Genomic DNA, 21,751 nt, shown 5'->3' on the forward strand with positions numbered 1-21,751 from the left:
GTATCGACTTACTATAAGGACCACGATGCAAAGTTCCAAGGAGAAAATTTTGTCATGAACCTTGAACTCGGAATGCGGGACTCAATACCCTGAACCCAAAATATGAAGGATGCAATCATGTCGGAACTGATGGATGTCATTATTGTCGGAGCCGGACCGGCCGGTCTGCAGGCGGCGGTTCATGCCGCGCGTAAAAAAACCACCGTGCTGGTGCTGGGTCGTCCGCAGAAAAGCGCCATTTACTGGGCCCATGTGGAAAATTATCTTTGTGTCGACGGGGTGACCGACGGCCATGAACTGCTGAAAATCGGTCGTGAGCAGGCTGTCCGTTTCGGCGCCCGCTTTGTCGAGGAGGACGTGCTGGGCATTGAGCAGGTTGACGATCAGTACCAGGTGCGGACGGAAAGCGGGCTGTATCGGGGGCGGACGTTGATTCTTGCCACCGGCACCCACAAGAACAAGCTGAAGGTGGCCGGCGAAAAAGAACTGACCGGCAAGGGAGTCAGCTATTGTGTTGATTGCGACGCCAATTTTTTCCGTAATGCCAGGGTGGCGGTGGTGGGCAATGAAAGCGCCGCGGTGGATGGGGCCTTGACATTGCTGAAATACGCCTCGGAAGTGCACCTTGTCGCCCGGGAACTCGCCGTTTCAGCGGAACTCGCCGAAAAGATCAAGGGCAGCGGGGTCACGCTGCATCTGGGCAGCTGGGTGAAGGAAATCGTCGGCGACAAAACAGTGGAGAAACTGGTGCTGGAGGATGGCTCCATGCTCGATGTCGATGGGGTTTTCGTCGAACTCGGCGCCAAGGGGGCCATGGAACTTGCCACCAATCTCGGCGTCCAGCTCGACATGGAGTCCTTTTCCTTTATTGACACGAATAAACGCCAGGAAACCAATCTGCCCGGGGTCTATGCGGCGGGTGATATTGCCGGTCCTCCCCATCAGATGGCCAAGGCGGTGGGTGAAGGCTGCGTGGCGGGCTGGTATGCGGCCAATTACGCCAACAAGCAGAAACGGGAGCAAGGCGCCGATTGATGGGCAAGGAGCAGGAGGCCCTGTACATGGAGATTGCCCTGGAGGAGGCGCGGCGCGCCGCCGAACGGGGGGAGGTGCCGGTGGGCGCGGTGCTGGTGGGCGCGGGCGGCGAGGTGCTGGCCCGGGACGGCAACCGTACCATTGAACTGCATGATCCCTGCGCCCATGCGGAAATCCTGGTTCTGCGCCGGGCAGGGGAAAAAACGGCTAATTACCGCTTGGGCGGCACCACCATCTATGTCACGGTGGAGCCCTGTGTCATGTGCGCCGGGGCGTTGGTACATGCCAGGGTGAGCCGTCTTGTCTTCGGCGCCGATGATGTCAAGGCCGGGGGCGTTGTTTCGCGCTACGGGGTGGGCATGGATAAAAAACTGAATCATACCCTGCTGGTGGAAGGGGGGCTGCTGGCGGAACAGTGTTCTTTGCTGATGAGTTCCTTTTTCCGGGAAAGAAGAAAAAAAGCGAAAGACCTCTAAAATTCCCCTTTGAAAAAGTCGTCTTTGGTTGTAAAGTGCCTGTCTTTGCAAATGACGAAGATGTGGAGAGGTGACCGAGAGGCCGAAGGTGCACGACTGGAAATCGTGTGTACGGAAACGTACCGAGGGTTCGAATCCCTCCTTCTCCGCCAGTTTGCAGAACATAGCAGGGTGACCGTTCAGCTCTTTTTTTGATTACGAGTGTGATAGCCGGGTCCCGCGCAACAGAGGCTCATGAACCCCGTCAGGTCCGGGAGGAAGCAGCGGTAATGAATCCCCTTTGTGTGCCGCGGGGGTGCCTGGCTATCATTTTTTCAGGCCACCCTCGACAGATACCGGAACGGTTGCCCGTCTTGAGACGGCAATTATCGCAATTTCATTGATAAGCAGCCATTATCAATTTTCTCATTATCAATTACCATGTCCTATCTTGTCCTTGCCCGCAAATGGCGGCCCCAGACTTTCGCTGACGTCGTTGGTCAGGAGGCGGTTGTCCGCACCCTGCGGAACGGACTTGCGCGCAACCGGGTTGCCCATGCCATGATTTTTTCCGGCGTGCGGGGCGTGGGCAAGACCACCCTTGCCCGTATCATGGCCAAGGCCTTGAACTGCCTGGGAGACGGCGGAGAAAAGCCCTGCAATCAGTGCCGGTCGTGCCTGGAAATCACCGCCGGTTCCGCGGTGGATCTTCAGGAAATAGACGGCGCTTCCAACCGCGGCATCCAGGAGATTCGCGAGCTCAAGGAAAACATCCGTTTTTTTCCCACCCAGAACCGTTTCAAGGTTGTCATCATCGACGAGGTTCACATGCTCACCACCGAGGCCTTCAACGCCCTGTTGAAGACCCTGGAGGAGCCGCCCGAACACGTTTATTTCATGTTTGCCACCACCGAGCTGCACAAGGTGCCCATTACCATTCTGTCCCGCTGCCAGCGGTATGAGTTGAAGCGAGTTCCTTTTGGTCAGCTGGTTTCGTTTTTTGAGAGGATTTCCGCCCGTGAAGAGGTGGAGATCCCCCGCCAGGCCCTGGAGATGATCGCTCGGGAGGCCGACGGCAGCGTGCGTGACGGGTTGAGTCTGCTGGATCAGGTTTTTTCCTTCGGCGGGACAACGGTCACGGTCGATGATGTGGTGCAGGTGCTCGGCCTGGTTGACCAGCGGATTTTTTTCGGCCTGGCCGAGGCGATTTTGTCCGGCAATCTGGCCGGCTGTTTTGACCTGCTGGCAAAGGCCTATGATGCCGGTCTTGATCTCAAGCGGTTTGCCTCGGATCTCATTGCCTACATGCGCGCACTGCTCATTTGTCGCACAAGTCCGCACCCCGAGGTCATGCTTGATGTTTCCGATCAGGAGCTTGACGAGCTGCGCGAGTTGAGCGCCAGGTACGGACGGGAAACGCTGTCCCTTGTCTTTCAGTTGCTTTTTACCGGCGCAAGCGAGATGCAGTATTCCGCTCATCCCCGTTTGGTGCTGGAAATGGCCTTTATCAAGGCGGTCCAGGCGGGAGAGGTGACTCCCGCGGCCACGCTGCTCGCCCGGCTTGATGATCTGGTGCGGAAGGGGGGAGGGGGAAACTTTGCTCCGACAGGTCCCGCCGAACCGGCCGTAACTGTCACGGCGCGGCCCGTACCGTCGTCGGCCAAGGCAATCCCCGTGCCGGGTGCGGAGCGGGGGGCCGATGCTGCTCCGGTTGCCGGGGAAGAAAAGGCGGTTGCGCCGATAAAAGAGGCCGAAAAAGACAAAGAGATCGCCGTTGCGCCGCACGCCGAGAAGGCCGGGCCGGAGGAGATGAAAAAAAGCGGGCTTGCGATTCATCCCCGTGCCAGGGATGTGCGACGGAACTGGGATGAATTCCTGGCCTATGTCAAGGAAAGAAAGCCCTGGATGGCTCAGGTGCTGCGTCTTTGTGAAAATCCCCGGGAAGAGGGGACGGAACTGCTTATCCGTTTTGAAAATCCATCCGATTGCACCTTGCTGCAAAAGACGGAAAATGTTAAGGATCTGACGGAGTATGCATTGGATTTCTTCCAGAAGGATCTGACGCTGAAGATCGGCAGCCGCGGGGACGGGAGCGGAGAAGCGGTCCATGACGGGCCGAAGGAAGAACGGCGGGCCCTGGCTAATGATCCGCTGGTGCAGATGACACTTGATGTGTTCGGCGGTCAGGTGGGAGCGATCCGCACCGGGCCGAGGTTTCGATAAATTGGTCTAACTGGTCTAACCAGCCTCTGTGGTCTTGCTGGTCAGTGGTTTTTGAGTCAGGCGGGTTGGACCAACAAGACCAATAGGATCAATAAGACCAATAAGACCAGCAGGACCAGTCAGACCAGTCAGACCAGTCAGACCAGTCAGACCAGTCAGACCAGTAAGACCAACAGGACGAACATTATGGATATGGATTCGATTTTAAAAAGGGCGCAGCAATTCCAGTATCAGATGAGCCAGATGCAGGAGGAGTTGGCGCGGCGCACCATCACCACCACTGTCGGCGGGGGCATGGTGAGCGTCACCGTCAACGGAAAATTCGAGGTCGTCTCATTGCGCATCGACAAAGAGGCGATTAATCCGGCGGAGCCGGAAATGCTGCAGGATCTGGTGATTGCCGCGGTAAATGACGCCATGCGCCAGGCCAGGGAGATGACCCAGTCCGAACTGTCGAAGTTGACCGGCGGACTCGGTATCAATCTGCCGGGCATGTTCGGCGGGTGAGCAAAAGGTGAACGTTGTCCCTCCGGCCCTTGAAAGGCTGATTGTCGACCTGAACCGGTTGCCCGGAGTGGGACGGAAAACGGCGACGCGCCTTGCCCTGCATCTCCTTCGCCGTCCGGCGGCGGAGGCCCGGGTGCTGGCGCGCGATTTGGCGGAGCTGCATGAGGCAATCCGCTTGTGTTCCAACTGTTTTGCCTTTTCCGAGACCGATCCCTGCGCCATCTGCGCGGACCATCGGAGGAGCAGCCGGCTGATCTGTGTCGTGGAAGAGGCGGCGGATCTCATGGCCATCGAAAAAACCGGGACATTTCAGGGGCAATACCATATCCTGCACGGGGTCCTGTCGCCCATGGACGGTATCGGGCCGGATGAAATCAAGGTCAATGATCTGCTGAAACGCATTGAGCGCCAGCAGGCCGAAGAGGTGCTGATCGCCACCAGTTCCACCGTGCCGGGTGAGGCGACCGCCGCGTATCTCATCGAATGTCTGCGGGCGGCCAATGTGAAACTGACCCGGCTTGCCTGCGGGATACCCATGGGCATGGACATCAAATATGCGGATGAACTGACCTTGAGCCGGGCGATTGAGGCACGGAAAAGGTATTGACCGATTGCATCAAGCGATGCATAATGTTCTTGACAGAGGCGCTCTTTATTGGTATTTCCTTCCCGTTTAGAGAGTCATGTGAAAAAAACAGGCGCGTAACTCAGTGGGAGAGTGCTACCTTGACATGGTAGAAGTCGGCGGTTCAATCCCGCCCGTGCCTACCAGAATATTGAGCGTTGTGGTACGGATAAAGAAACTTCGCAATAGACACTGTTGCGAAGTTTCTTTATTCGTACCTGAGAAAATGACGCACAGGCTGAAATCAAATTCCAATGTCTGAAATCCGGTTGAGCATAAAAGACGGCGAGTCAAAGACCTTTCCCGACGGCACTGTCGTGGCCGAGGCGGTGAAGGAGCTTTGTTCGAGCAAGGAGCGCAAGCGTGTCATCGCGGCACGACTCGGCGACCGGCTTGTTGATCTTTCCGAGGCGCTGCATGAAGACTGGGTGATTGAGCCGATCACGAAAGATTCACCGGAAGGTCTGCATATCCTGAGGCACAGCGCGTCGCACATCATGGCGGAAGCGGTAGTGTCTCTTTACGGACCGGAAGTCAAGGTGGCCATCGGTCCGGCCACTGATGACGGTTTTTATTATGATTTTGACCGGGCGGCGCCGTTCACCCCGGATGATTTCGACGCCATTGAAGCCAGGATGCGGGAAATCGTTGCCGCCGCCCGTCCTTTCAGCCGGAAGACGCTCTCGCTCAGCGAAGCCAAAAAGTTTTTTCAGGAAAAAGGGCAGGTTTATAAAGTTGAATTGCTCGACGATATAAAGGATGACACGGTTAGCCTTTACAGCCAGGGCGATTTTGTCGACCTCTGCCGGGGACCGCATATTGCCGATAGCAGTCAGCTGCAGGCTTTCAAGCTGATCCGCATCGCCGGCGCCTACTGGCGCGGGGATGAAAAGCGGCCGATGCTGCAACGCCTTTACGGAACGGCATTTTTTGACCCCAAGGAGCTGAAACAATATCTGTATCAGCTGGAAGAGGCGAAAAAAAGAGACCATCGCAGGCTGGGGAAGGAGCTTGAGCTTTTTACCATCAGCGACCAGGTGGGTCCGGGTCTCATCCTCTGGCAGCCCAAAGGGGCGCTGGCACGCAAGCTGATCGAGGATTACTGGAAGGACGAGCATTACCGGAACGGCTATGAGCTGCTTTACACCCCGCACATTGCCAAGCGCGATATGTGGGCCACCAGCGGCCATCTTGACTTTTATGTGGATGACATGTTTTCCCCCATGGAGGTCGAGGACGTCAGCTATCAGCTGAAGCCGATGAATTGCCCGTTCCATATCGCCATCTACAAAACGAAAAAAAGAAGTTACCGGGAATTTCCGATCCGCTGGTGCGAGCTGGGAACCGTCTACCGGTTCGAGCGAACCGGTGCTTTGCAGGGTTTGATGCGGGTCCGCGGCTTCACCCAGGATGATGCCCATATTTTCACCCTGCCGGAACAGCTGGATGACGAGATTTTCAATATTCTCGACCTGAACCTGCATATTCTCCGGTCGTTTGGCTTTACTGAATACGATATCTATCTGTCCACCCAGCCGGAAAAATTTGTCGGCACCCCGCAGAACTGGGAAAAGGCCACCGATGCCTTGAAACGGGCCCTGGAAAGAAAAGGGCTTGCCTATCAGGTTGATCCGGGTGAGGGGGTTTTTTACGGGCCGAAGATTGATATCAAGATCAAGGATGTGCTGGGCCGCGCCTGGCAGTGCTCAACCATTCAGGTGGATTTTAATCTGCCCGATCGTTTCCAGCTGGGCTATACCGCCGAAGACGGCAAGGAACACCAGCCGATCATGATCCACCGGGCCCTGATGGGCTCCTTGGAACGCTTTTTCGGTGTGCTCATCGAACATTACGCTGGCGCCTTTCCCCTCTGGATGGCTCCGGTGCAGGCCAAGGTGCTCAATATCACCGACGCGCAGCTTGATTACGTTGACACGGTTTACCAGCAACTGCGACAGGCCGGTATCAGGGTGGAAAAAGACACCCGCAATGAAAAATTGAATTATAAGATCAGGGAAGCGCAGATGGCAAAAATTCCCTATATGGTCATTGTTGGAGATAAGGAGAAGGAAACAGGCATGGTGACGGTACGTCTGCGCGACGGCAAGAATCTCGACCCGATGTCTGTTTCCGCTTTTGCAGAGCTGATCCGGAGCGAAAGCCTGAAGCGATAGCCGATTGTTGTCACCGGGAAAGACTTTGTAAAATTTGTTTGTCCGCGAACAAGTGGAGGTAAGCGTATTAAAAGAAAAAAAAGTGAAAAGGACGGACGTGAGCCACGGACCAGGGTTAATGAGCTGATCAAGGAATATGAGATCAGGGTCATTGGTGACGATGGGCAGCAGCTCGGCATTCTGAAAACAAAGGAAGCCTTGGCCATTGCCGAACAGGCGGGTCTCGATCTGGTTGAAATATCACCAAACGCCGAACCTCCTGTCTGCCGGATCATGGATTACGGCAAATACCGCTATGAGCAGAGCAAGAAACAGGCGGAAGCAAAGAAAAAGCAGACTGTCGTCGAAGTGAAGGAGATTAAGCTCCGTCCCAAGACTGAAAAGCATGATCTTGATTTCAAGATTCGCAATATCCGAAAATTTTTAGCACAGAAAAATAAAGTCAAAGTGACCATGAGATTCCGGGGAAGGGAGATTGTCTATGCCGATACCATCGGCCTTTCTCTTTTGAACCACATCGCGGAGTCGCTCGATGATGTCGCAACAATCGTTCAGGCTCCGACCATGGAAGGACGGCAGATGGCCATGTATGTGGCGCCGAAGAATTAACGGTTGCAGGGGCAAGAAGGACATCGAATTTTTTATATAACGAGTAATGTCAACAGGAGTTATTGTCATGCCAAAAATGAAAACCAACAGAGGGGCCGCAAAGCGCTTCAAGATGAGCGGTTCCGGCAAGGTTATTCGCAGTAAGGCGTATACCAGTCATATCCTGACCAAAAAGTCCACAAAGAGAAAAAGAAATCTGCGGAAGGCAGGTGTGGTTGATGCCAGCGATGTGAAGGGAATCAAACGTATTCTGCCCTATATGTAGACCAAGGAGATTGAAATGCCCAGAGTTACTCGCGGCTTTAAAGCACGCCGCAGAAGAAATAGAGTTTTGAAACTGGCAAAAGGTTTTGTCGGCGCAAGAAGTCGCCTTTTCCGTACAGCCACCGAGACGGTTGATCGTGCTCTCTGTTATGCATACAGGGATCGCCGCGCGAAAAAACGCGATTTCCGTCGTTTGTGGATCGTTCGCATCGGCGCTGCCGCAGAACAGAACGGAACTTCCTATAGCCGTTTGATTGGTGGTCTGAAGAACGCAGGTGTGGAGCTTGATCGCAAGGTCCTCTCCAACCTCGCGATTCTTGATCCCAACGCATTTACCGCTGTTGCGAAGCTTGCTTCCTGATTCCGACGAAATCCTTTTTTTTTCGTTGCTGTCTTTTAACTCCTGCGGAAATGTGACGGCTTTGTCGAGACTTCGGCGGCTGATTTTCGTGGCAAGAAAGCAAAACCTTGTCATGAAGTGAAGGTCGATCGATCGACGCGTGGCGAAACCGCCGGATGTGCCTGCTGTCTCCAAGCCGCATGGCCCAAGAAAGGACTTTCACGGTGGAGCAACCAAACCGGTTGCTCCAGATCATGAAAGTCCTTTTATCACTCTTGCGCACGGATAACGTCGTGCTGCACCTGTGGAAAAGGCAATTATCCTCCAGGGAACGATATGATGGAAGAAGAATTACTTCGCCTGCAACAATCCGCATTGGCCGATCTTGACGCGATCACGCTGGCAAGTGAGCTGGAACCGTATCGTGTCAAATATCTCGGCCGGAAAAGCGATTTCACCGGACTTATGCGTCAGCTTGGCCGGGTTGCGGCGGATGAACGACCGCGGATCGGCAAGCTGGCCAATGAAATCAAAGCGGACCTTGAAAGCCGTTTTGCCGTGAAAAAAGAAGAGCTGGAAAGTTCGGCCGCAGCCAAGGCCGGAGATGCCCGGCTTGATTTGACGTTGCCCGGCAGAGCAATTCCGTTTGGGAAACTTCATCCGGTGACGCAGATCATGGAAGAGATCTGCGCGATTTTCGAAAGCATGGGTTTCGGGGTGGCCGAAGGGCCTGATGTGGAAACCGATTTCTATAACTTCGAGGCATTGAACATTCCCAAACATCATCCTGCCCGGGATATGCATGATACTTTCTACATTAACGAAAGTCTGCTGCTGCGCACCCACACGTCGCCCATGCAGGCCCGTATCATGGAGACGCAGTCGCCGCCGCTCAGGATGATAGCGCCGGGCAAGGTGTACCGTTGTGATTCGGATATCACCCATACCCCCATGTTTCATCAGGTTGAGGGATTTCTTGTTGATAAAAAGGTTTCCTTTGCCGATCTGCGCGGGGTGCTCGGTGTTTTCATCACCAAGATGTTTGACGACCGCACCACCATGCGCGCCCGCCCGAGCTTTTTTCCATTTACCGAACCAAGCGCTGAAATAGACATTGCCTGCGTCATCTGTCGCGGCAAAGGGTGCCGTGTCTGTAAACATACCGGCTGGCTTGAAATTCTCGGCGCCGGCATGATTGATCCGGAAGTTTTCAAGCAAGTCGGCTATGATCCCGAGCAGTACAGCGGTTTTGCCTTTGGGCTCGGCGTTGAACGTATTGCCATGCTGAAATACGGCATCAACGACATTCGGCTTTATTATGAAAACGACCTTCGTTTCCTTTCTCAGTTTTAAATTAAGCCCAAAATAGCTGCCCCATGAAATTTACAATTGACTGGCTGAAACAATATGTCGATCTGACCATCAGCCCCCAGGAACTGGCTGATCGTCTCACCATGGCCGGACTTGAGGTTGATGGTGTTGTGACGCTTTTTTCCGATCTGGACGGCGTCAAGGTTGCGGAAATACTTTCGGTGACGCCGCATCCGGACGCTGATCGGCTGGTTTTATGCCAGGTGGCGGTGGGGGAGGAACAGATGCAGATTGTCTGCGGCGCCCCCAATGCCCGCGCCGGTCTTTTTACCGCCGTTGCTTTGCCGGGCGCGGTTCTGCCTTCCGGGCTGGTGATCAAAAAAAGCAAAATACGCGGCCAGGCCTCCCATGGGATGCTTTGTTCGGAAAAGGATCTCGGCATCAGTGAAAGCCATGCCGGCATCATGGAGCTTGATTGGCTCAGCCGGTCCGGGGAAAATCTGGTGGATGTGCTTGCCTTGGCGGACACGATGATCGAGGTTGATCTCACCCCCAATCGACCGGACTGCACCAGCGTCATCGGCATCGGCCGTGAGGCGGCCGCCTTCTGCAACACGGCTTTGCAACTGCCTGTCGGCAAAGCTGACACCCCGCAACTCACCGGCGCCGGAATTCCCTTTCGGGTGACGGTTGAAGACAGTGACTGCACCCGTTATGCGGCCAGGCTTCTGAAAAATGTCAGCATCGGCCCATCACCCTGGTGGCTGAAAAAGAGATTGCTCAGCGTTGGGCTGCGTCCCATTAACAATGTGGTTGATGTCACCAACTTTGTCATGCTCGAGTATGGCCAGCCGCTTCATGCCTTTGATTTCAGCAAGCTGGCCGGAGGCGCCATTGCCGTTCGCAAGCCCCGGCAAGGCGAGACCCTGACAACACTTGACGGTTCCGTCCGTCAGCTCGATGCCGACATGATGCTGATCTGCGACGGGGAAAAACCGGTCGCGGTGGCCGGCGTCATGGGCGGCGAAAACTCGGAAGTGGATGCAAAGACGACCGAGGTGCTGCTCGAATCCGCCTGTTTTAATCCGGTCAGTGTCAGACGTACGGCGAGAAAGCTGAATATGGCCACCGACGCCTCATATCGTTTCGAGCGGGGAGTTGATCCCCTGCTTGCCCCTGTTGCCCTGGAAAGGGCGGTGAGGCTGCTGTGCCTGGTCGCCGGAGCAACTGTCGTTGCCGACGGGGTGGATTGGGCGGACGGAGTATGCCGTCGTGATTGTATTGCTCTGCGGGTGACGAAAACCAACGACCTGCTGGGCTCTGCTTTTAAGAGTGAAGAAATAGCCGCATTGCTGGCCGGCATTGAGATTGAAAGTTCGCTCCTTGATCCGGACACCCTGCAGGTGACACCGCCTAGCTTTCGGGTCGATCTTGAAAGAGAGATTGACCTGATTGAAGAGGTGGCCCGGCTCAAAGGGTATAACGAGTTTCCCCATACCATGCCCCTGGTGCCCATGTCCGCCGCCTTGCCGGACCCGGCGCGGCAACTGCGCAAAGACATTTCCTCCATTATGGTGTCGCTCGGGTTTTATGAGGCGATCAACTACAGCTTTGTCGATCCCCGGCATTTCGACATGCTTGGTCTGGCCGAGGATGACCCTGGACGGCAAACGGTCAAGCTCCTCAATCCGCTGGCCGAGGATCAGTCGGTTTTGCGCACTCTGCTGCTGCCTGGATTGCTGGAAAATGTCCGGCGCAATGTCAATCACCAGGTGCCGGACGTCAGGCTTTTTGAAACCGGCAAATGTTTCGTCCCTGCACGGGAAGCGACTCAGCAGCCGGAGGAAGAGACGTGGCTCACGGCCGTGATCAGCGGTCGCAGATGCCCCGGCGCCCCGATTCTCCATGCCGGAGAGGAAAAGGTCGATATTTACGATATCATCGGCGTGGTTGATACGCTCAAGCGTGAACTGCGGCTGGCAAATCTTGAAATGCTGCCCCGTCCGGACCGGGTTCCCGTCTACTGTGAGCGTGACAGCTTTGTCCGTCTTGCAGCCGGCGGCAAGGAAGTTGGTCATTTCGGCAGGGTGAGCGCCGCGGTTCTCGTCCAGTTCGGCATCAAGCAGGATGTTTATTTTGTCGGTATCCGCATGGACCTGTTGCTTGTGCAACCGAAGGTCGGCAAACAGTTTGTTGCTCTGCCCAAATTCCCTTCCGTCAAGTGGGACATCGCCATTGTCGTGCCCGAGCAGGTCGGGTCAGGCGAGATCGTTGCCGCCATCAGGGATTGCGGGGATCCTCTTGTCGAGCAGGCGGAGATTTTCGATGTCTACCGCGGCGATGTCATCGGTCCCGGATTGAAGAGTGTAGCCGTCAAGGTTGTTTACCGATCCGCCGAACAGACCCTGGATGATGAAACAGTGGGCGAGACACATAAGAAAATTGTTGAAATGATCCTGGCCCGCTTCCACGGCCGGCTACGCGAGGTATAACTCCCATGAAGCCCAATCTCACCCGGAAGGAGCTGGCCCAGGTTATTAATGAAAAACTGGGAATTTCTCAACGCAGCGCGGCGGAACTCGTGGACCGGATTTTTTCCACCTTGAAAAATACCCTGCTTGACGAGGAGCCGGTCAAGCTTGTCCAGTTCGGCACCTTCACCGTCAGAAAGAAGTCTCCCCGGATAGGGCGGAATCCCCGCACCGGTGAAACCATGGAGATCGCCCGGCGCAGCATGGTGTCATTTAAGGCCAGCAAGTGTTTGCGGGAGAAAATTAATTCCTGATGACTGAAGGGGAAGGGCAGCGCCGGCACGCTTGTTGCGCGAAAAAGTGAGCACGGCGGGCGCACGGGCCAGGGAGATAACGAACCGTCATAAAAATAATTCTCTTTGATCTCCGCTTCCTTGTGGGGCGAAAAGTGCCGTTGTTTCGATCCGGCACGGAAAAGCAAGGGTGTTTTTTCCTTCATAAGATGCTATGATGAGGGCGTTGTGCAACTGACCTTGGAACCAATGACGAAAAAGCGGATCAGTGAACGGCAAACCTCCCAATCATACGGACAGTCACATCGGTGAGGTCGCGGACGACCTCACGCGGTCGATTCCTGAGAAGAAATATTTCAGAATCGGCGAGGTCTGTGAAATAGCAGGCGTCAAGCAGCACGTGCTCCGCTACTGGGAGTCAGAGTTCAAGCAGCTGATCCGTCCTCATCGCGCCTCGTCGAAACAGCGTCTTTATCGCCGGATGGATGTTGAAAATATCCTGCGCATCAAGAAACTGCTCAAGGAGGACGGTTTTACCATCCCGGGCGCCAAGAAACTTCTGCTGCAACAAAAAAACGAACCGTCGGCCGAAGCAAAGACCGGATCCGCATCGGATGTTCGTGTTTTCCTGGCGGGAATCAAAGAAGAATTGCAGGGCATACAGCGATTATTGCAGGACAAGTGACAACTTTCTTGTAATGGCGCTTGACAGTTTATGGGAAGCCTGCTACATAAGTGCACAAATCACATATTTACGGTCGAAACAAATCGGGATGTAGCGCAGTCTGGTAGCGCACTTGAATGGGGTTCAAGGGGCCGGAGGTTCGAATCCTCTCATCCCGACCACTAATAGCAAGGGGGGGTTAACTGAACAACGGTTAACTCCTTTTTTTTTTGCAGTTGATTCGAATAATCTGCTCGGCGGGAGACCCTGCCAAGAAGATCCGTGCCCATGATAAAAGACGACAAGCTTTCAAACGTTATCGGAACGTTGCAGAGGCTTTCCTCCGCAATATTCAGTGATGCCCTGCAGCGCAAACTCATCCTCGACAATCTGACCGAGGGTGTCTTTACCGTTGATACCGAGCTGAAGCTCACTTCACTCAATAAGTCCGCTGAAACCATCCTCGGCATCAGCGAGGAAGAGGCGCTGGGCAGACTCTGCCATGAAATTTTCCCGTCCCACAATGACGATCGCTTCTGCATAGTCGATCAGGTTCTTGCAACACGGCAACCGCTTCTCAAGCAAACCAAAATTCTCAAGATTGCCGGGCAGGATATCCCGCTGCTGGTCAGCGCTTCTCCCCTGGAAGACAATAATGGCGACGTTGTCGGCGGGGTCCAGTCCTTTCAGGAAATCCGGGAAATCTTTTACCGGCAGCTCATTCTCGACAGTTTTTTTGACGGGGTCGTCACGGTTGATGCGGATTCGAACATTACCCTGTTCAACAAGGCGGCGGAAAAAATAACCGGCTTTTCCCTTGAGCAGGTGATCGGCAAATCCTTTACCGACATCTTTGCCCGGGCAAGCGATTCCGTTGCCGCAACCGGCGCGCACACGGCGCTCGGCCAGGCCATGCAAAGCGGCAAACCGGCCCTGGATGAATCGACCTCGCTTCTCACCGCCGATGAGCAGATTCTGCCGGTCAGTGTCCAGGCCGCGCCGCTCATCGATCTTCACGGCAATATTATCGGCGGGGTGATGGTTTTTCGTGACAACACCGACAGCATCCGGAGCCGGCACATTCTGGACAGCGTGGCGGACGGTGTTTTCACCGTCAATCATGATTTCCGTATCACCTCCTTTAATCGTTCCGCGGAAAAGATCACCGGTTATACATGTTCCGAGGTACTCGGCAAAAAGTGCGACGAGGTTTTGTGCGGTTCGCTTTGCGGGGCGAGTTGCCCGGTAGCCAGGGCCATGGAGTCCAAGGAAAAGGTGCATGAAGGCGATGTGATCATCCGCGGCAAAATGGGCAGACAGATTCCGGTGACGATCTGCGTTACCGCCCTGATTGATGATCAGGGCAACAGCATCGGCGGGGTTGAGACATTTCGCGACCGCACGGAAATCCTCCAGCTGCGCAGTCGCCTGCTTGAGGAAAGCACGAAGGAAGGAATTTACAGCAAAAGCAAAAAAATGCAGCAGCTCATGGCGGTGCTGCCTGAATTTGCCAAAAGTGACAGTAATATTCTGATTCTCGGGGAAAGCGGCACCGGCAAGGAGGTTATTGCCAACGCCATCCACGGCATGAGCAACAGAAGCACCGCTCCTTTTGTCGCCCTCAACTGCGGAGCCTTGCCCGATACCTTGCTGGAATCCGAACTTTTCGGTTATAAGGCCGGTGCCTTTACCGACGCCAAACATGACAAGCAGGGGCGTTTTGCCGTTGCCGACAAGGGCACCATTTTTCTCGATGAAATCGGCGATATTTCCCCGGCCATGCAGGTCAAGCTTCTGCGGGTGCTGCAGTCAAAAACCTATGAGCCCCTCGGCTCGAATACTCCGGTGAAAACCCGGGCCAGGGTCATTGCCGCCACCAATAAGAACCTGGACGCCCTGGTGGAACAGGGCATATTCCGTGATGATCTCTATTACCGGCTCAATGTGGTCAAGCTGGAACTGCCGCCCCTGCGGGAACGGATGGAGGATCTGCCCTTTCTGGTGGATTTTTTCATCGGCAAGTTCAACAGGCAGCGCAACAAGGCGGTCAAGGGTATTTCGGACGAGGCCCTGAAGCTGCTGATGAAGGCGGACTACCCCGGCAATATCCGCGAGCTGGAAAACATCATCGAGTATTGTTTCATTCTCTGCAACGAGGGGCTGATTCTGCCCCATCATCTGCCGGAAACATTGCAGCCGCCCAGGATGGCGGAAGCGGAAGAACAGCCGGCAACCCTGCCGGCCGCGGATGAATTCCTGCATATTCCCAATATGACCCTGGAAGAAATAGAAAAAAAGGTCATTATCGGCACCCTGATCAGGAACAATCACAAAAGAATGCAGACATGCCGTGATCTCGGCATCTCAAAGGATACACTGCGTCGCAAGTTGAGCCATTACGGTGATATCAGTCATTTGACCCCTGATGACGGCGACCCTGATAATGATTAGGTTTCCAGAACGGTTTTTTATATGATGAAGTTTCGCTACCTGTTTTATTTTTTCATCATTCTTTTCATGGGCAATCTCAGCGCCCTGACGGACATGTTTCTCCATCCGGAGATCCCCTATGCCGAAAGGGAGCATTTTATTGTCGGCATCACCACGGCGCTGGTCATTTTTCTGCTGTTCGCCATTCTGGAGGGATGTTTCAGGCAAAAAACGGAAAGATCCGCCCGCAACGTCACCCAGGCGCGGATCGACAAGGGGTACGGCTGGCCGCTTGCCGCCATCTGGACCGTCATTGTGCTGTTTTCCCTTTCCTGGAATATTACCTTAAACAAACAGCGGACCCTGAAAATCGCCTTGATCGAGGCAAAAACGATTTTTGAAAAGGACCTCATTTACTATCGTTGGGCCACCGGACATCACGGCGTTTTCGTGCCGATCAGCGACACCACCAAACCAAACCCCTATCTTGATCAGATCGCCAATTATACCAATGCCACCAGCAGCAACGGCAGGGAGCTGACCCTGGTCAATCCCGAATACATGATCCGGCAGGTGTATGAGATGCAGACCAGCCGGCAGGGGCCTTTCGGTCATATCACCAGTCTTGATCCCATCCGTCCGGAAAACGCCGCGGATGACTGGGAAACCGCGGCGCTTGAAGCATTTGAGATCGGGGTTACGGAGATCAGTTCGGTGGAGGAGATCAACGGCGAAAAATATCTGCGCCTGATGCGGCCGATGATCACCGAAACGGGCTGTCTGCGCTGTCATGCCTCTCAGGGCTATGAACTGGGCGATATCAGGGGCGGGATCAGCGTTTCCATTTCCATGGCACCGCTTCTTGCCATCTCCCGCCAGGACATATTCACCTTTTCCCTGGCCCACGGCACCTTCTGGCTGCTCGGGCTGCTCGGTATCTATCTCGGCGTGCAGCGGCTCACCGTCACCGTCTGGGAAAGAGAACAGGCTGAGTCCCGGGTACGCTCCATCATCGACAACATGTTCGACGGACTGCTCACCATGGATGAGCAGGGCAACATCGAATCATGCAATCATGCCTCGTCCCGCATGTTTTGCTATGCGCAGGATGAGATGCTGGGCAAACATATCTCCATGCTGGTTTCCGCTGCCGGGGAAGATGAGGAAGCGGATGGCACCGGCGGTCTTCCCCTGCAGATCCGCAAGGCCCTGGATGCGCCCAGGGAGCTGCTCGGCGCCAGAAAGGACGGTTCAAGCTTCAGTCTCGAGATATCGCTCAGCGAGATGCAGCTCGGCGCAAAACAGCTTTTTATCGCCATGGTGCGCGATATTACCGAGCGCAACATGGCCAAGAATGCCCTTTTCGAAAGCCAGACCAGGATCATCAAACAGGAAAAACTCGCCTCCCTCGGCACCATGGTGGCCGGTATCGCCCATGAGATCAACAATCCGGCCCAGGCCATCAGTTTTTCCATGGACGGGCTGAAGATGAACGTGGAATACGTCAAGGAACTCGTCGCATTTCTCAACGGCTCCCTGGCCCGCGACGGCGTCGATCCGGCGGAGGAAAGGGAAAAACTGCGCAGCCTGATGACGGAACTTGATATGGATCTGGTCATCGAGGGGATTGATGATATTGCCGAGCGAAACATCCGGTCCGTCGAGCGGATCGATCACATTGTCACGAGCACGAAGCGCATGGCCCACGGCGAGGAAACCTTCCAGCTCTGTGATCTCAATACCATTGTCGAGGATGCCGTGGTTCTTACCCACAACCAGGTCAAGTATGATGTGCACATTGAAACCGACCTGGCGCCGGGGCTTCCCGCCTTCAAGGGCCTTGCCCAGGAGATGGGGCAGGTGTTCATGAATCTGATCATGAATGCCCGGGATGCGGTCAAGGAAAAGGGACTGGCCAAAAAAGAGGGGCGGATTTTCGTCTCCACCAGCCACAACAGGGAAAAGAATTATATCGAGGCCCGCTTTCGCGACAACGGCACCGGCATTGAACAAAAGGTTGTCGACAGGATTTTCGATCCCTTTTTCACCACCAAGCCCATCGGTTCCGGCACCGGTCTCGGCCTGAACCTTTGCCACCGCATCGTGGAAACCCACGGCGGCGATATTGTCGTGGAAAGTAAAATCGGCGAAGGAACAACATTTATCGTCCGGCTTTATCTATAGCCGTGACGGGCCAAGGCCGGTTGTATCCCCGGCGAACTCCGTGCCGCCTGATGGAAAACAACATGAATTTTCGAGGAGCTCTCTCACATGAGTTTGGACAAAACGCCCGGTGAAACAAAACAGAAACCAACCGTGGTGGTCGTTGACGATGAACGGCCGATCCTGACGGAACTGAAAATATTACTGGGGCGCGCTTACCGGGTCCATACCTTTGTCAATCCGGAAGAGGTGGAAGGCTTTGTCGACGCCAATCCGGTTGATCTTGTCATTTCCGACGAATTGATGCCGGAAATGCGCGGCAGCGTTCTGCTCGGCAGGCTGCACCAAAAACATCCCGACATCTGCAAGATTGTCCTTTCCGGCCAGGCGGAAAAAAACGACATTGTCCGGGCCATCAATGAAGGGCAGATCTTCAGTTTTCTCTTTAAACCGGTGAATCAGCGGCAATTGCTCAATGTCATCGAAAAAGGGCTGGAAAACAGGATGATGAAGCTGACCCTGGAAAAGCAGAACATCGAACTGAAAAATTACAGCGAAAACCTGGAGAAAATGGTGCAGGAACGCACCGCCCAGTTGGTCAAGGCCCATGAGCGGGTGCAACAGCTTGATGGCGACAAGATGTCCTTTCTGCTGTATCTCGCCCATGAAATCAACTCCCCGCTGGATCGCATCCAAAAACTCGCGGAAACCATTCTTACCTATTTCGGCGTGGCGGGAAGCAATCTGAAACCTGATCGCAGCACCCTTCCGTTACGGGAATCGCTGATTTCGTTTGCGCTAAAAAAGAAAAAAGAGATGGAGGATCGCTCCATCGCGCTTGCATGGCGTATCGACGAGAACCTGCAGATCTTCACCGACCCGGAATATCTGGAGCGGATCTTTGCCGCGCTCATGGACAATGCCATCTTTTTTTCCGCGGCGGGCGGCACCATAACTGTTGCCGCCGCGGCAACCAATGGCCGGACAACCATATCCGTCAGCGACAATGGCCGGGGCATTGATCCGGCTGACCTGGAAAATATTTTTACCCCCTTTCTGCTTGAGCCGGAAAAAAGAAGGCCCACGGGGTTTGGCCTTAATCTGCCCCTGGCCAGGATCCTGACTCGGGCCCTTGATGGAAAAATATGGGCTGAAAGTGAAGGAAGGGGCAAAGGAGCTTCTTTGTATCTGGAGTTGTGATGTTGGAGTTATAAACAGAAATTCAGCAATTTCCCCTGCCGTTTTTACCTGGCTTGTCAGGAATAATCTTTCGTTCTGGGAAGCCTTCCATATCTTAACCTTCCCATTTCACATCTCAATTATATTCTTTAGTGATTCAAAAAATACGCGTCACATTTTCCTTGCAAAGTATTGCCCCTAATAGAATAATGGCATTGTTGGGTTTGGAAGTATTGACTTTTATGTGCGGATAAAAGTCAAAAGCGGGCTTGACCAACCACCGGTTCAGATTGTGGCGCGCTACGCTTGCACAATCTAACCTTGTTCGTTATGCCCGATCAACCTATTGAAAAGAGGATATCATGGGGAAAAGACCTCCAGTAAAAGTGAAACGCTTGTTTTACAGACGAGCCACATGGACGAATCAGGAAAAAGATACCCTTGAGAGTATCCTCAAAACTTGTCATGACAATTTCAAAACGACTTCTGAAAGGACATTTAAGGGACCGTATGGCACCGAAATTCAATGCGCAAGATATTCTCCTAAAGACAAAGTAGGTTTACTATTTCAAATAGCATCATATGTGCCAGGGCAATCAACAACTGCGATTGAAGAATCTTCCACTATATCAGAGAAATCGGATATTTCCGAGGTAGTAGCTCCAAAGGGTAATAATTTTCTCGATGGGGATATATTTTTATTGGTCAATAGAAATAATGTCATATTGCTCCAATCTGGGGTCAGAGAAAACGTTGCATTGAATTATATGTGCCAAATGCTTGAAAAAAATTCATTTAAACATGCATCAATGTCTCTTGAATTCCTTGGTATTGCCAAAGAAGACAAGGTTAAAATGATACAAACTCAAGGAGTTAAGGCGATTGAGCTGAATGCAAGTCTGTATGAGGCAAGCCTAATGCATTTGGAAAAACAAAATGAAAAAACACAAAGAGAAACTAAAGTTTTTGATCTGCCAGGTATTGTTGCAGACAGCTTAAAACAGGTATTTGCCAAGGATAAAAATCTGAAAGAAATTACTGAAAAGGAAAATGTAAACATAAAACTTTCTATTACATTTGATGGAAGAGAGGCAAAAAAGAAAAAGAACAAAAAAGACGGAGCTTTCGGGGAATTGGGGAGATCAAGGCTTCAAAAAACTTCCGAAATGATAGTTAAAGAGTGCTTAGAAGAAGATCTGGATGGTTTTACAATAATTACTGGAGATAACAATAAAATTAAATCTGACGAAATAGTAGTCTCAGACAATTACAGGGTTAAGACGTTTGGTAAATCGCTTGACCAATCGGATGCATTTGAAAAAATTGAAGAGTACTACTTCCAACTAGAACATCGTGGGATACTAACCAGATGAGCTATCAAATTGACATACACCTGAATCAGTGACGTCATATCCTGCAAAAGCAGTATTTGGCTCCTGACGCACATTTTTTTGTTTGGCGCAGCTCTCGAAGCTGCTGATTATACCTGATTACGGCATAATTGTTGACGATCCTTGAAAATCTGACGAAAAATCCTGTTTACAAGGCGCACTTCTCCTTTTTGCTTGGACATGTCTGCTTGCCCTACGGCGTTAAATTGTTGGCAGCAACCGGTTGTACACGTCGGCAAATGCGGCAAACGCCGGGCAATGACAACTGAAGCGCAACCGGAGTCTGTTGCCGCTGCTGATCAATCTGGCGGCCCGGTATATCAGCTCCTGGATGACCGTCTTTATCCGTCGCCGTTTTGCCGGATGCCGCACAGGTGAATGTTCCCCGAGGAGTCCCAGTTGCCCGATAAGACGAAGGATATTGTAGGCAAAGGCGCCAAGGGCCATAATCAGCTCGTTGGTGCGGAACTTGCCGCTGGGCAACCGCTCAAGGTCGAGATCAGACTTGAATTCGCTGTGAAACTGTTCGCTCAATCCATGGTTTTCATAGAGGCTGATGATTTTCTGGGCAGGCAGGTCAAGATTGGTCCACCAGCCTTCCACGGTCATATCCGGCACAATCAGCAGCTGGCCGTGTTTGTTAGTGATCCGCTCCGTGACGCGTACCACCTTGGTGAAACCGTAGTGTTGCCCTTCATGCTCCTGGTTCTTGCGGATGGTGAGCAAGGCAACTCTTTTCCCGGCACGCGGCTCTGTGACTGCTCCTTCGGCAAACGCCCTGGCGCATAAATCGTTGGTGTTTTCCCGGCGCGGATTCCATTTGATGATGTAGGAAACCTTGTTATGGTCACGCAGGGCAAGCCTGGTCTCCAGCGCATCATGAGCGGAGTCGAGGCGGACCAGCAATTTCTTGGAGGTCAGCGTTTTGGCCCGCTCGATCACCCGGTTCAGGTATGGCACGAATCCTTCCTGGCTGTGTTGGCTGCCGGGGCGCAACTCAACCTCAAGGCACCAGCCCTCAAGACCGAGATAGGAGGCAATCGGGGCATAGCCGTTGTAGTTGTGATAGGTACGGCTCACACCTTCCTTTTTGGTGTTTGAGTTGTCCATGGGAAAAACATCTGCATCGAGCGGAACATGACCGGTGTCAAGAGCAGTGAAATGCACCCCGCCTTTTTTCAGCATGGCCACCGAGCAATCCTTGATGATCGGCAGAAGTGGTTCGGCATGTTCATCAAGACGCTGCCGCAGCCGTTCTGCCGATGGAACATTTTTAATCCCTAGGGATTGCTGGAAATAGGTGTCATCACGCATGGCGGAAATGGCTTCATAATCGCTCTTGCCCAGGCAAAGAAGCCCGAGAAAGCTGCGGACGATATCCGTATGTGAAATGACATCATTGCCTTTCATTTTCTTGCTGATCTGCAATGGCAACCCGCTGTATCGGTTTATGCACAACCCAACCAGGGCCAATCCGGAGTGGCTGGTATAGAATTCGTCGTCAGACTGTTCGAGGATAAAGCGTTTCATGTTTTTTCACCTGCTGAGTGAGTTTTTATGACAGGTGAATATTGCAATATTTTTATATAAATTTCAACACGTTAATTGACAACATAG

General features: G+C 53.3%; 17 protein-coding genes, 3 tRNA genes, 1 other RNA gene and 3 pseudogenes. 23 read left to right on the plus strand and 1 reads right to left on the minus strand.

All coding sequences use genetic code 11. The annotated features are described in order from the left end of the window. Nucleotides 1-117 precede the first annotated feature (117 nt). From BM485_14160 to BM485_14270, 23 genes and pseudogenes are all read left to right on the plus strand, one after another. Nucleotides 118-1,035 (plus strand): thioredoxin reductase, encoded by a 918-nt coding sequence (locus tag BM485_14160; GenBank protein ID OKY74421.1) that lies wholly within the window; start codon nucleotides 118-120, stop codon nucleotides 1,033-1,035. Further along, complete coding sequence (locus BM485_14165; GenBank protein OKY74401.1) at nucleotides 1,035-1,511, plus strand: tRNA-specific adenosine deaminase; 477 nt, start codon at nucleotides 1,035-1,037, stop codon at nucleotides 1,509-1,511. Before BM485_14160 ends, BM485_14165 begins: the two co-directional genes overlap by 1 nt. Before the next feature lie 64 nt (nucleotides 1,512-1,575). After that, nucleotides 1,576-1,663 (plus strand) — tRNA-Ser (locus tag BM485_14170). A gap of 56 nt (nucleotides 1,664-1,719) precedes the next feature. Next, nucleotides 1,720-1,819, plus strand: an RNA gene (ffs, locus tag BM485_14175) — signal recognition particle sRNA small type. A 112-nt stretch (nucleotides 1,820-1,931) separates the two neighbouring features. Beyond that, nucleotides 1,932-3,713, plus strand: a complete 1,782-nt coding sequence (locus tag BM485_14180; GenBank protein ID OKY74402.1) for a DNA polymerase III, subunit gamma and tau — start codon at nucleotides 1,932-1,934, stop codon at nucleotides 3,711-3,713. A 186-nt stretch (nucleotides 3,714-3,899) separates the two neighbouring features. Then, complete coding sequence (locus BM485_14185) at nucleotides 3,900-4,220, plus strand: YbaB/EbfC family nucleoid-associated protein (GenBank protein OKY74403.1); 321 nt, start codon at nucleotides 3,900-3,902, stop codon at nucleotides 4,218-4,220. A gap of 7 nt (nucleotides 4,221-4,227) precedes the next feature. Beyond that, nucleotides 4,228-4,827 (plus strand): recombination protein RecR, encoded by a 600-nt coding sequence (locus BM485_14190; GenBank protein OKY74404.1) that lies wholly within the window; start codon nucleotides 4,228-4,230, stop codon nucleotides 4,825-4,827. An 89-nt stretch (nucleotides 4,828-4,916) separates the two neighbouring features. After that, nucleotides 4,917-4,991 (plus strand) — tRNA-Val (locus BM485_14195). A 108-nt stretch (nucleotides 4,992-5,099) separates the two neighbouring features. Continuing rightward, a complete protein-coding gene (locus tag BM485_14200; protein ID OKY74405.1) occupies nucleotides 5,100-7,019 on the plus strand; it encodes a threonine--tRNA ligase in 1,920 nt (639 codons plus the stop codon). 66 nt (nucleotides 7,020-7,085) lie between these two features. Further along, nucleotides 7,086-7,628 carry a translation initiation factor IF-3 gene (locus tag BM485_14205; GenBank protein ID OKY74406.1) on the plus strand — a complete coding sequence of 181 codons (543 nt, stop codon included), beginning with the start codon at nucleotides 7,086-7,088 and terminating at the stop codon, nucleotides 7,626-7,628. A 67-nt stretch (nucleotides 7,629-7,695) separates the two neighbouring features. Beyond that, nucleotides 7,696-7,893 carry a 50S ribosomal protein L35 gene (locus BM485_14210; protein OKY74407.1) on the plus strand — a complete coding sequence of 66 codons (198 nt, stop codon included), beginning with the start codon at nucleotides 7,696-7,698 and terminating at the stop codon, nucleotides 7,891-7,893. 15 nt (nucleotides 7,894-7,908) lie between these two features. Continuing rightward, entirely contained in the window at nucleotides 7,909-8,253 is a 345-nt protein-coding gene (locus BM485_14215) for a 50S ribosomal protein L20 (protein ID OKY74408.1), read from the plus strand. Between the two features lie 318 nt (nucleotides 8,254-8,571). After that, nucleotides 8,572-9,585 (plus strand): phenylalanine--tRNA ligase subunit alpha, encoded by a 1,014-nt coding sequence (locus BM485_14220; GenBank protein ID OKY74422.1) that lies wholly within the window; start codon nucleotides 8,572-8,574, stop codon nucleotides 9,583-9,585. 23 nt (nucleotides 9,586-9,608) lie between these two features. Further along, on the plus strand, nucleotides 9,609-12,035 hold the full coding sequence (locus BM485_14225; protein OKY74409.1) for a phenylalanine--tRNA ligase subunit beta: 2,427 nt from the start codon (nucleotides 9,609-9,611) through the stop codon (nucleotides 12,033-12,035). 5 nt (nucleotides 12,036-12,040) lie between these two features. Continuing rightward, entirely contained in the window at nucleotides 12,041-12,328 is a 288-nt protein-coding gene (locus tag BM485_14230) for an integration host factor subunit alpha (GenBank protein OKY74410.1), read from the plus strand. Between the two features lie 283 nt (nucleotides 12,329-12,611). Further along, nucleotides 12,612-12,992, plus strand: coding sequence for a hypothetical protein (locus tag BM485_14235; GenBank protein ID OKY74423.1), 381 nt, complete (start codon nucleotides 12,612-12,614; stop codon nucleotides 12,990-12,992). A gap of 84 nt (nucleotides 12,993-13,076) precedes the next feature. Beyond that, nucleotides 13,077-13,153: transfer RNA gene (locus BM485_14240), tRNA-Pro, on the plus strand. A 184-nt stretch (nucleotides 13,154-13,337) separates the two neighbouring features. Further along, nucleotides 13,338-13,673, plus strand: a pseudogene (locus BM485_14245) (hypothetical protein). Nucleotides 13,674-13,676: 3 nt separating this feature from the next. Continuing rightward, a pseudogene (locus BM485_14250) lies at nucleotides 13,677-14,042 on the plus strand (hypothetical protein). Between the two features lie 9 nt (nucleotides 14,043-14,051). Continuing rightward, nucleotides 14,052-15,422 (plus strand): annotated as a pseudogene (locus BM485_14255) (hypothetical protein). A 21-nt stretch (nucleotides 15,423-15,443) separates the two neighbouring features. Beyond that, nucleotides 15,444-17,585 carry a hypothetical protein gene (locus BM485_14260; GenBank protein OKY74411.1) on the plus strand — a complete coding sequence of 714 codons (2,142 nt, stop codon included), beginning with the start codon at nucleotides 15,444-15,446 and terminating at the stop codon, nucleotides 17,583-17,585. A gap of 87 nt (nucleotides 17,586-17,672) precedes the next feature. Continuing rightward, nucleotides 17,673-18,764 (plus strand): hypothetical protein, encoded by a 1,092-nt coding sequence (locus BM485_14265; protein OKY74412.1) that lies wholly within the window; start codon nucleotides 17,673-17,675, stop codon nucleotides 18,762-18,764. 341 nt (nucleotides 18,765-19,105) lie between these two features. Next, complete coding sequence (locus tag BM485_14270) at nucleotides 19,106-20,116, plus strand: hypothetical protein (protein OKY74413.1); 1,011 nt, start codon at nucleotides 19,106-19,108, stop codon at nucleotides 20,114-20,116. Nucleotides 20,117-20,335: 219 nt separating this feature from the next. Here BM485_14270 and BM485_14275 read toward each other — a convergent pair whose 3' ends face one another. Continuing rightward, the gene (locus BM485_14275; GenBank protein ID OKY74414.1) at nucleotides 20,336-21,664 is read right to left on the minus strand and encodes a transposase; all 1,329 of its coding nucleotides are present in this window, start codon (nucleotides 21,662-21,664) and stop codon (nucleotides 20,336-20,338) included. Nucleotides 21,665-21,751: the final 87 nt, after the last annotated feature.

Source organism: Desulfobulbaceae bacterium DB1, from assembly GCA_001914235.1.
GTDB lineage: Bacteria > Desulfobacterota > Desulfobulbia > Desulfobulbales > SURF-16 > DB1.

Excerpts from the sequence above, each read along its gene's own strand:
- BM485_14210 (OKY74407.1), top strand. The coding sequence starts at position 7,696 with ATGCCAAAAATGAAAACCAACAGAGGGGCCGCAAAGCGCTTCAAGATG.
- BM485_14230 (OKY74410.1), top strand. The coding sequence starts at position 12,041 with ATGAAGCCCAATCTCACCCGGAAGGAGCTGGCCCAGGTTATTAATGAA.
- BM485_14225 (OKY74409.1), top strand. The coding sequence starts at position 9,609 with ATGAAATTTACAATTGACTGGCTGAAACAATATGTCGATCTGACCATC.
- BM485_14270 (OKY74413.1), top strand. The coding sequence starts at position 19,106 with ATGGGGAAAAGACCTCCAGTAAAAGTGAAACGCTTGTTTTACAGACGA.
- BM485_14180 (OKY74402.1), top strand. The coding sequence starts at position 1,932 with ATGTCCTATCTTGTCCTTGCCCGCAAATGGCGGCCCCAGACTTTCGCT.
- BM485_14160 (OKY74421.1), top strand. The coding sequence starts at position 118 with ATGTCGGAACTGATGGATGTCATTATTGTCGGAGCCGGACCGGCCGGT.
- BM485_14200 (OKY74405.1), top strand. The coding sequence starts at position 5,100 with ATGTCTGAAATCCGGTTGAGCATAAAAGACGGCGAGTCAAAGACCTTT.
- BM485_14215 (OKY74408.1), top strand. The coding sequence starts at position 7,909 with ATGCCCAGAGTTACTCGCGGCTTTAAAGCACGCCGCAGAAGAAATAGA.
- BM485_14165 (OKY74401.1), top strand. The coding sequence starts at position 1,035 with ATGGGCAAGGAGCAGGAGGCCCTGTACATGGAGATTGCCCTGGAGGAG.
- BM485_14265 (OKY74412.1), top strand. The coding sequence starts at position 17,673 with ATGAGTTTGGACAAAACGCCCGGTGAAACAAAACAGAAACCAACCGTG.
- BM485_14220 (OKY74422.1), top strand. The coding sequence starts at position 8,572 with ATGGAAGAAGAATTACTTCGCCTGCAACAATCCGCATTGGCCGATCTT.
- BM485_14185 (OKY74403.1), top strand. The coding sequence starts at position 3,900 with ATGGATATGGATTCGATTTTAAAAAGGGCGCAGCAATTCCAGTATCAG.
- BM485_14260 (OKY74411.1), top strand. The coding sequence starts at position 15,444 with ATGATGAAGTTTCGCTACCTGTTTTATTTTTTCATCATTCTTTTCATG.
- BM485_14275 (OKY74414.1), bottom strand. The coding sequence starts at position 21,664 with ATGAAACGCTTTATCCTCGAACAGTCTGACGACGAATTCTATACCAGC.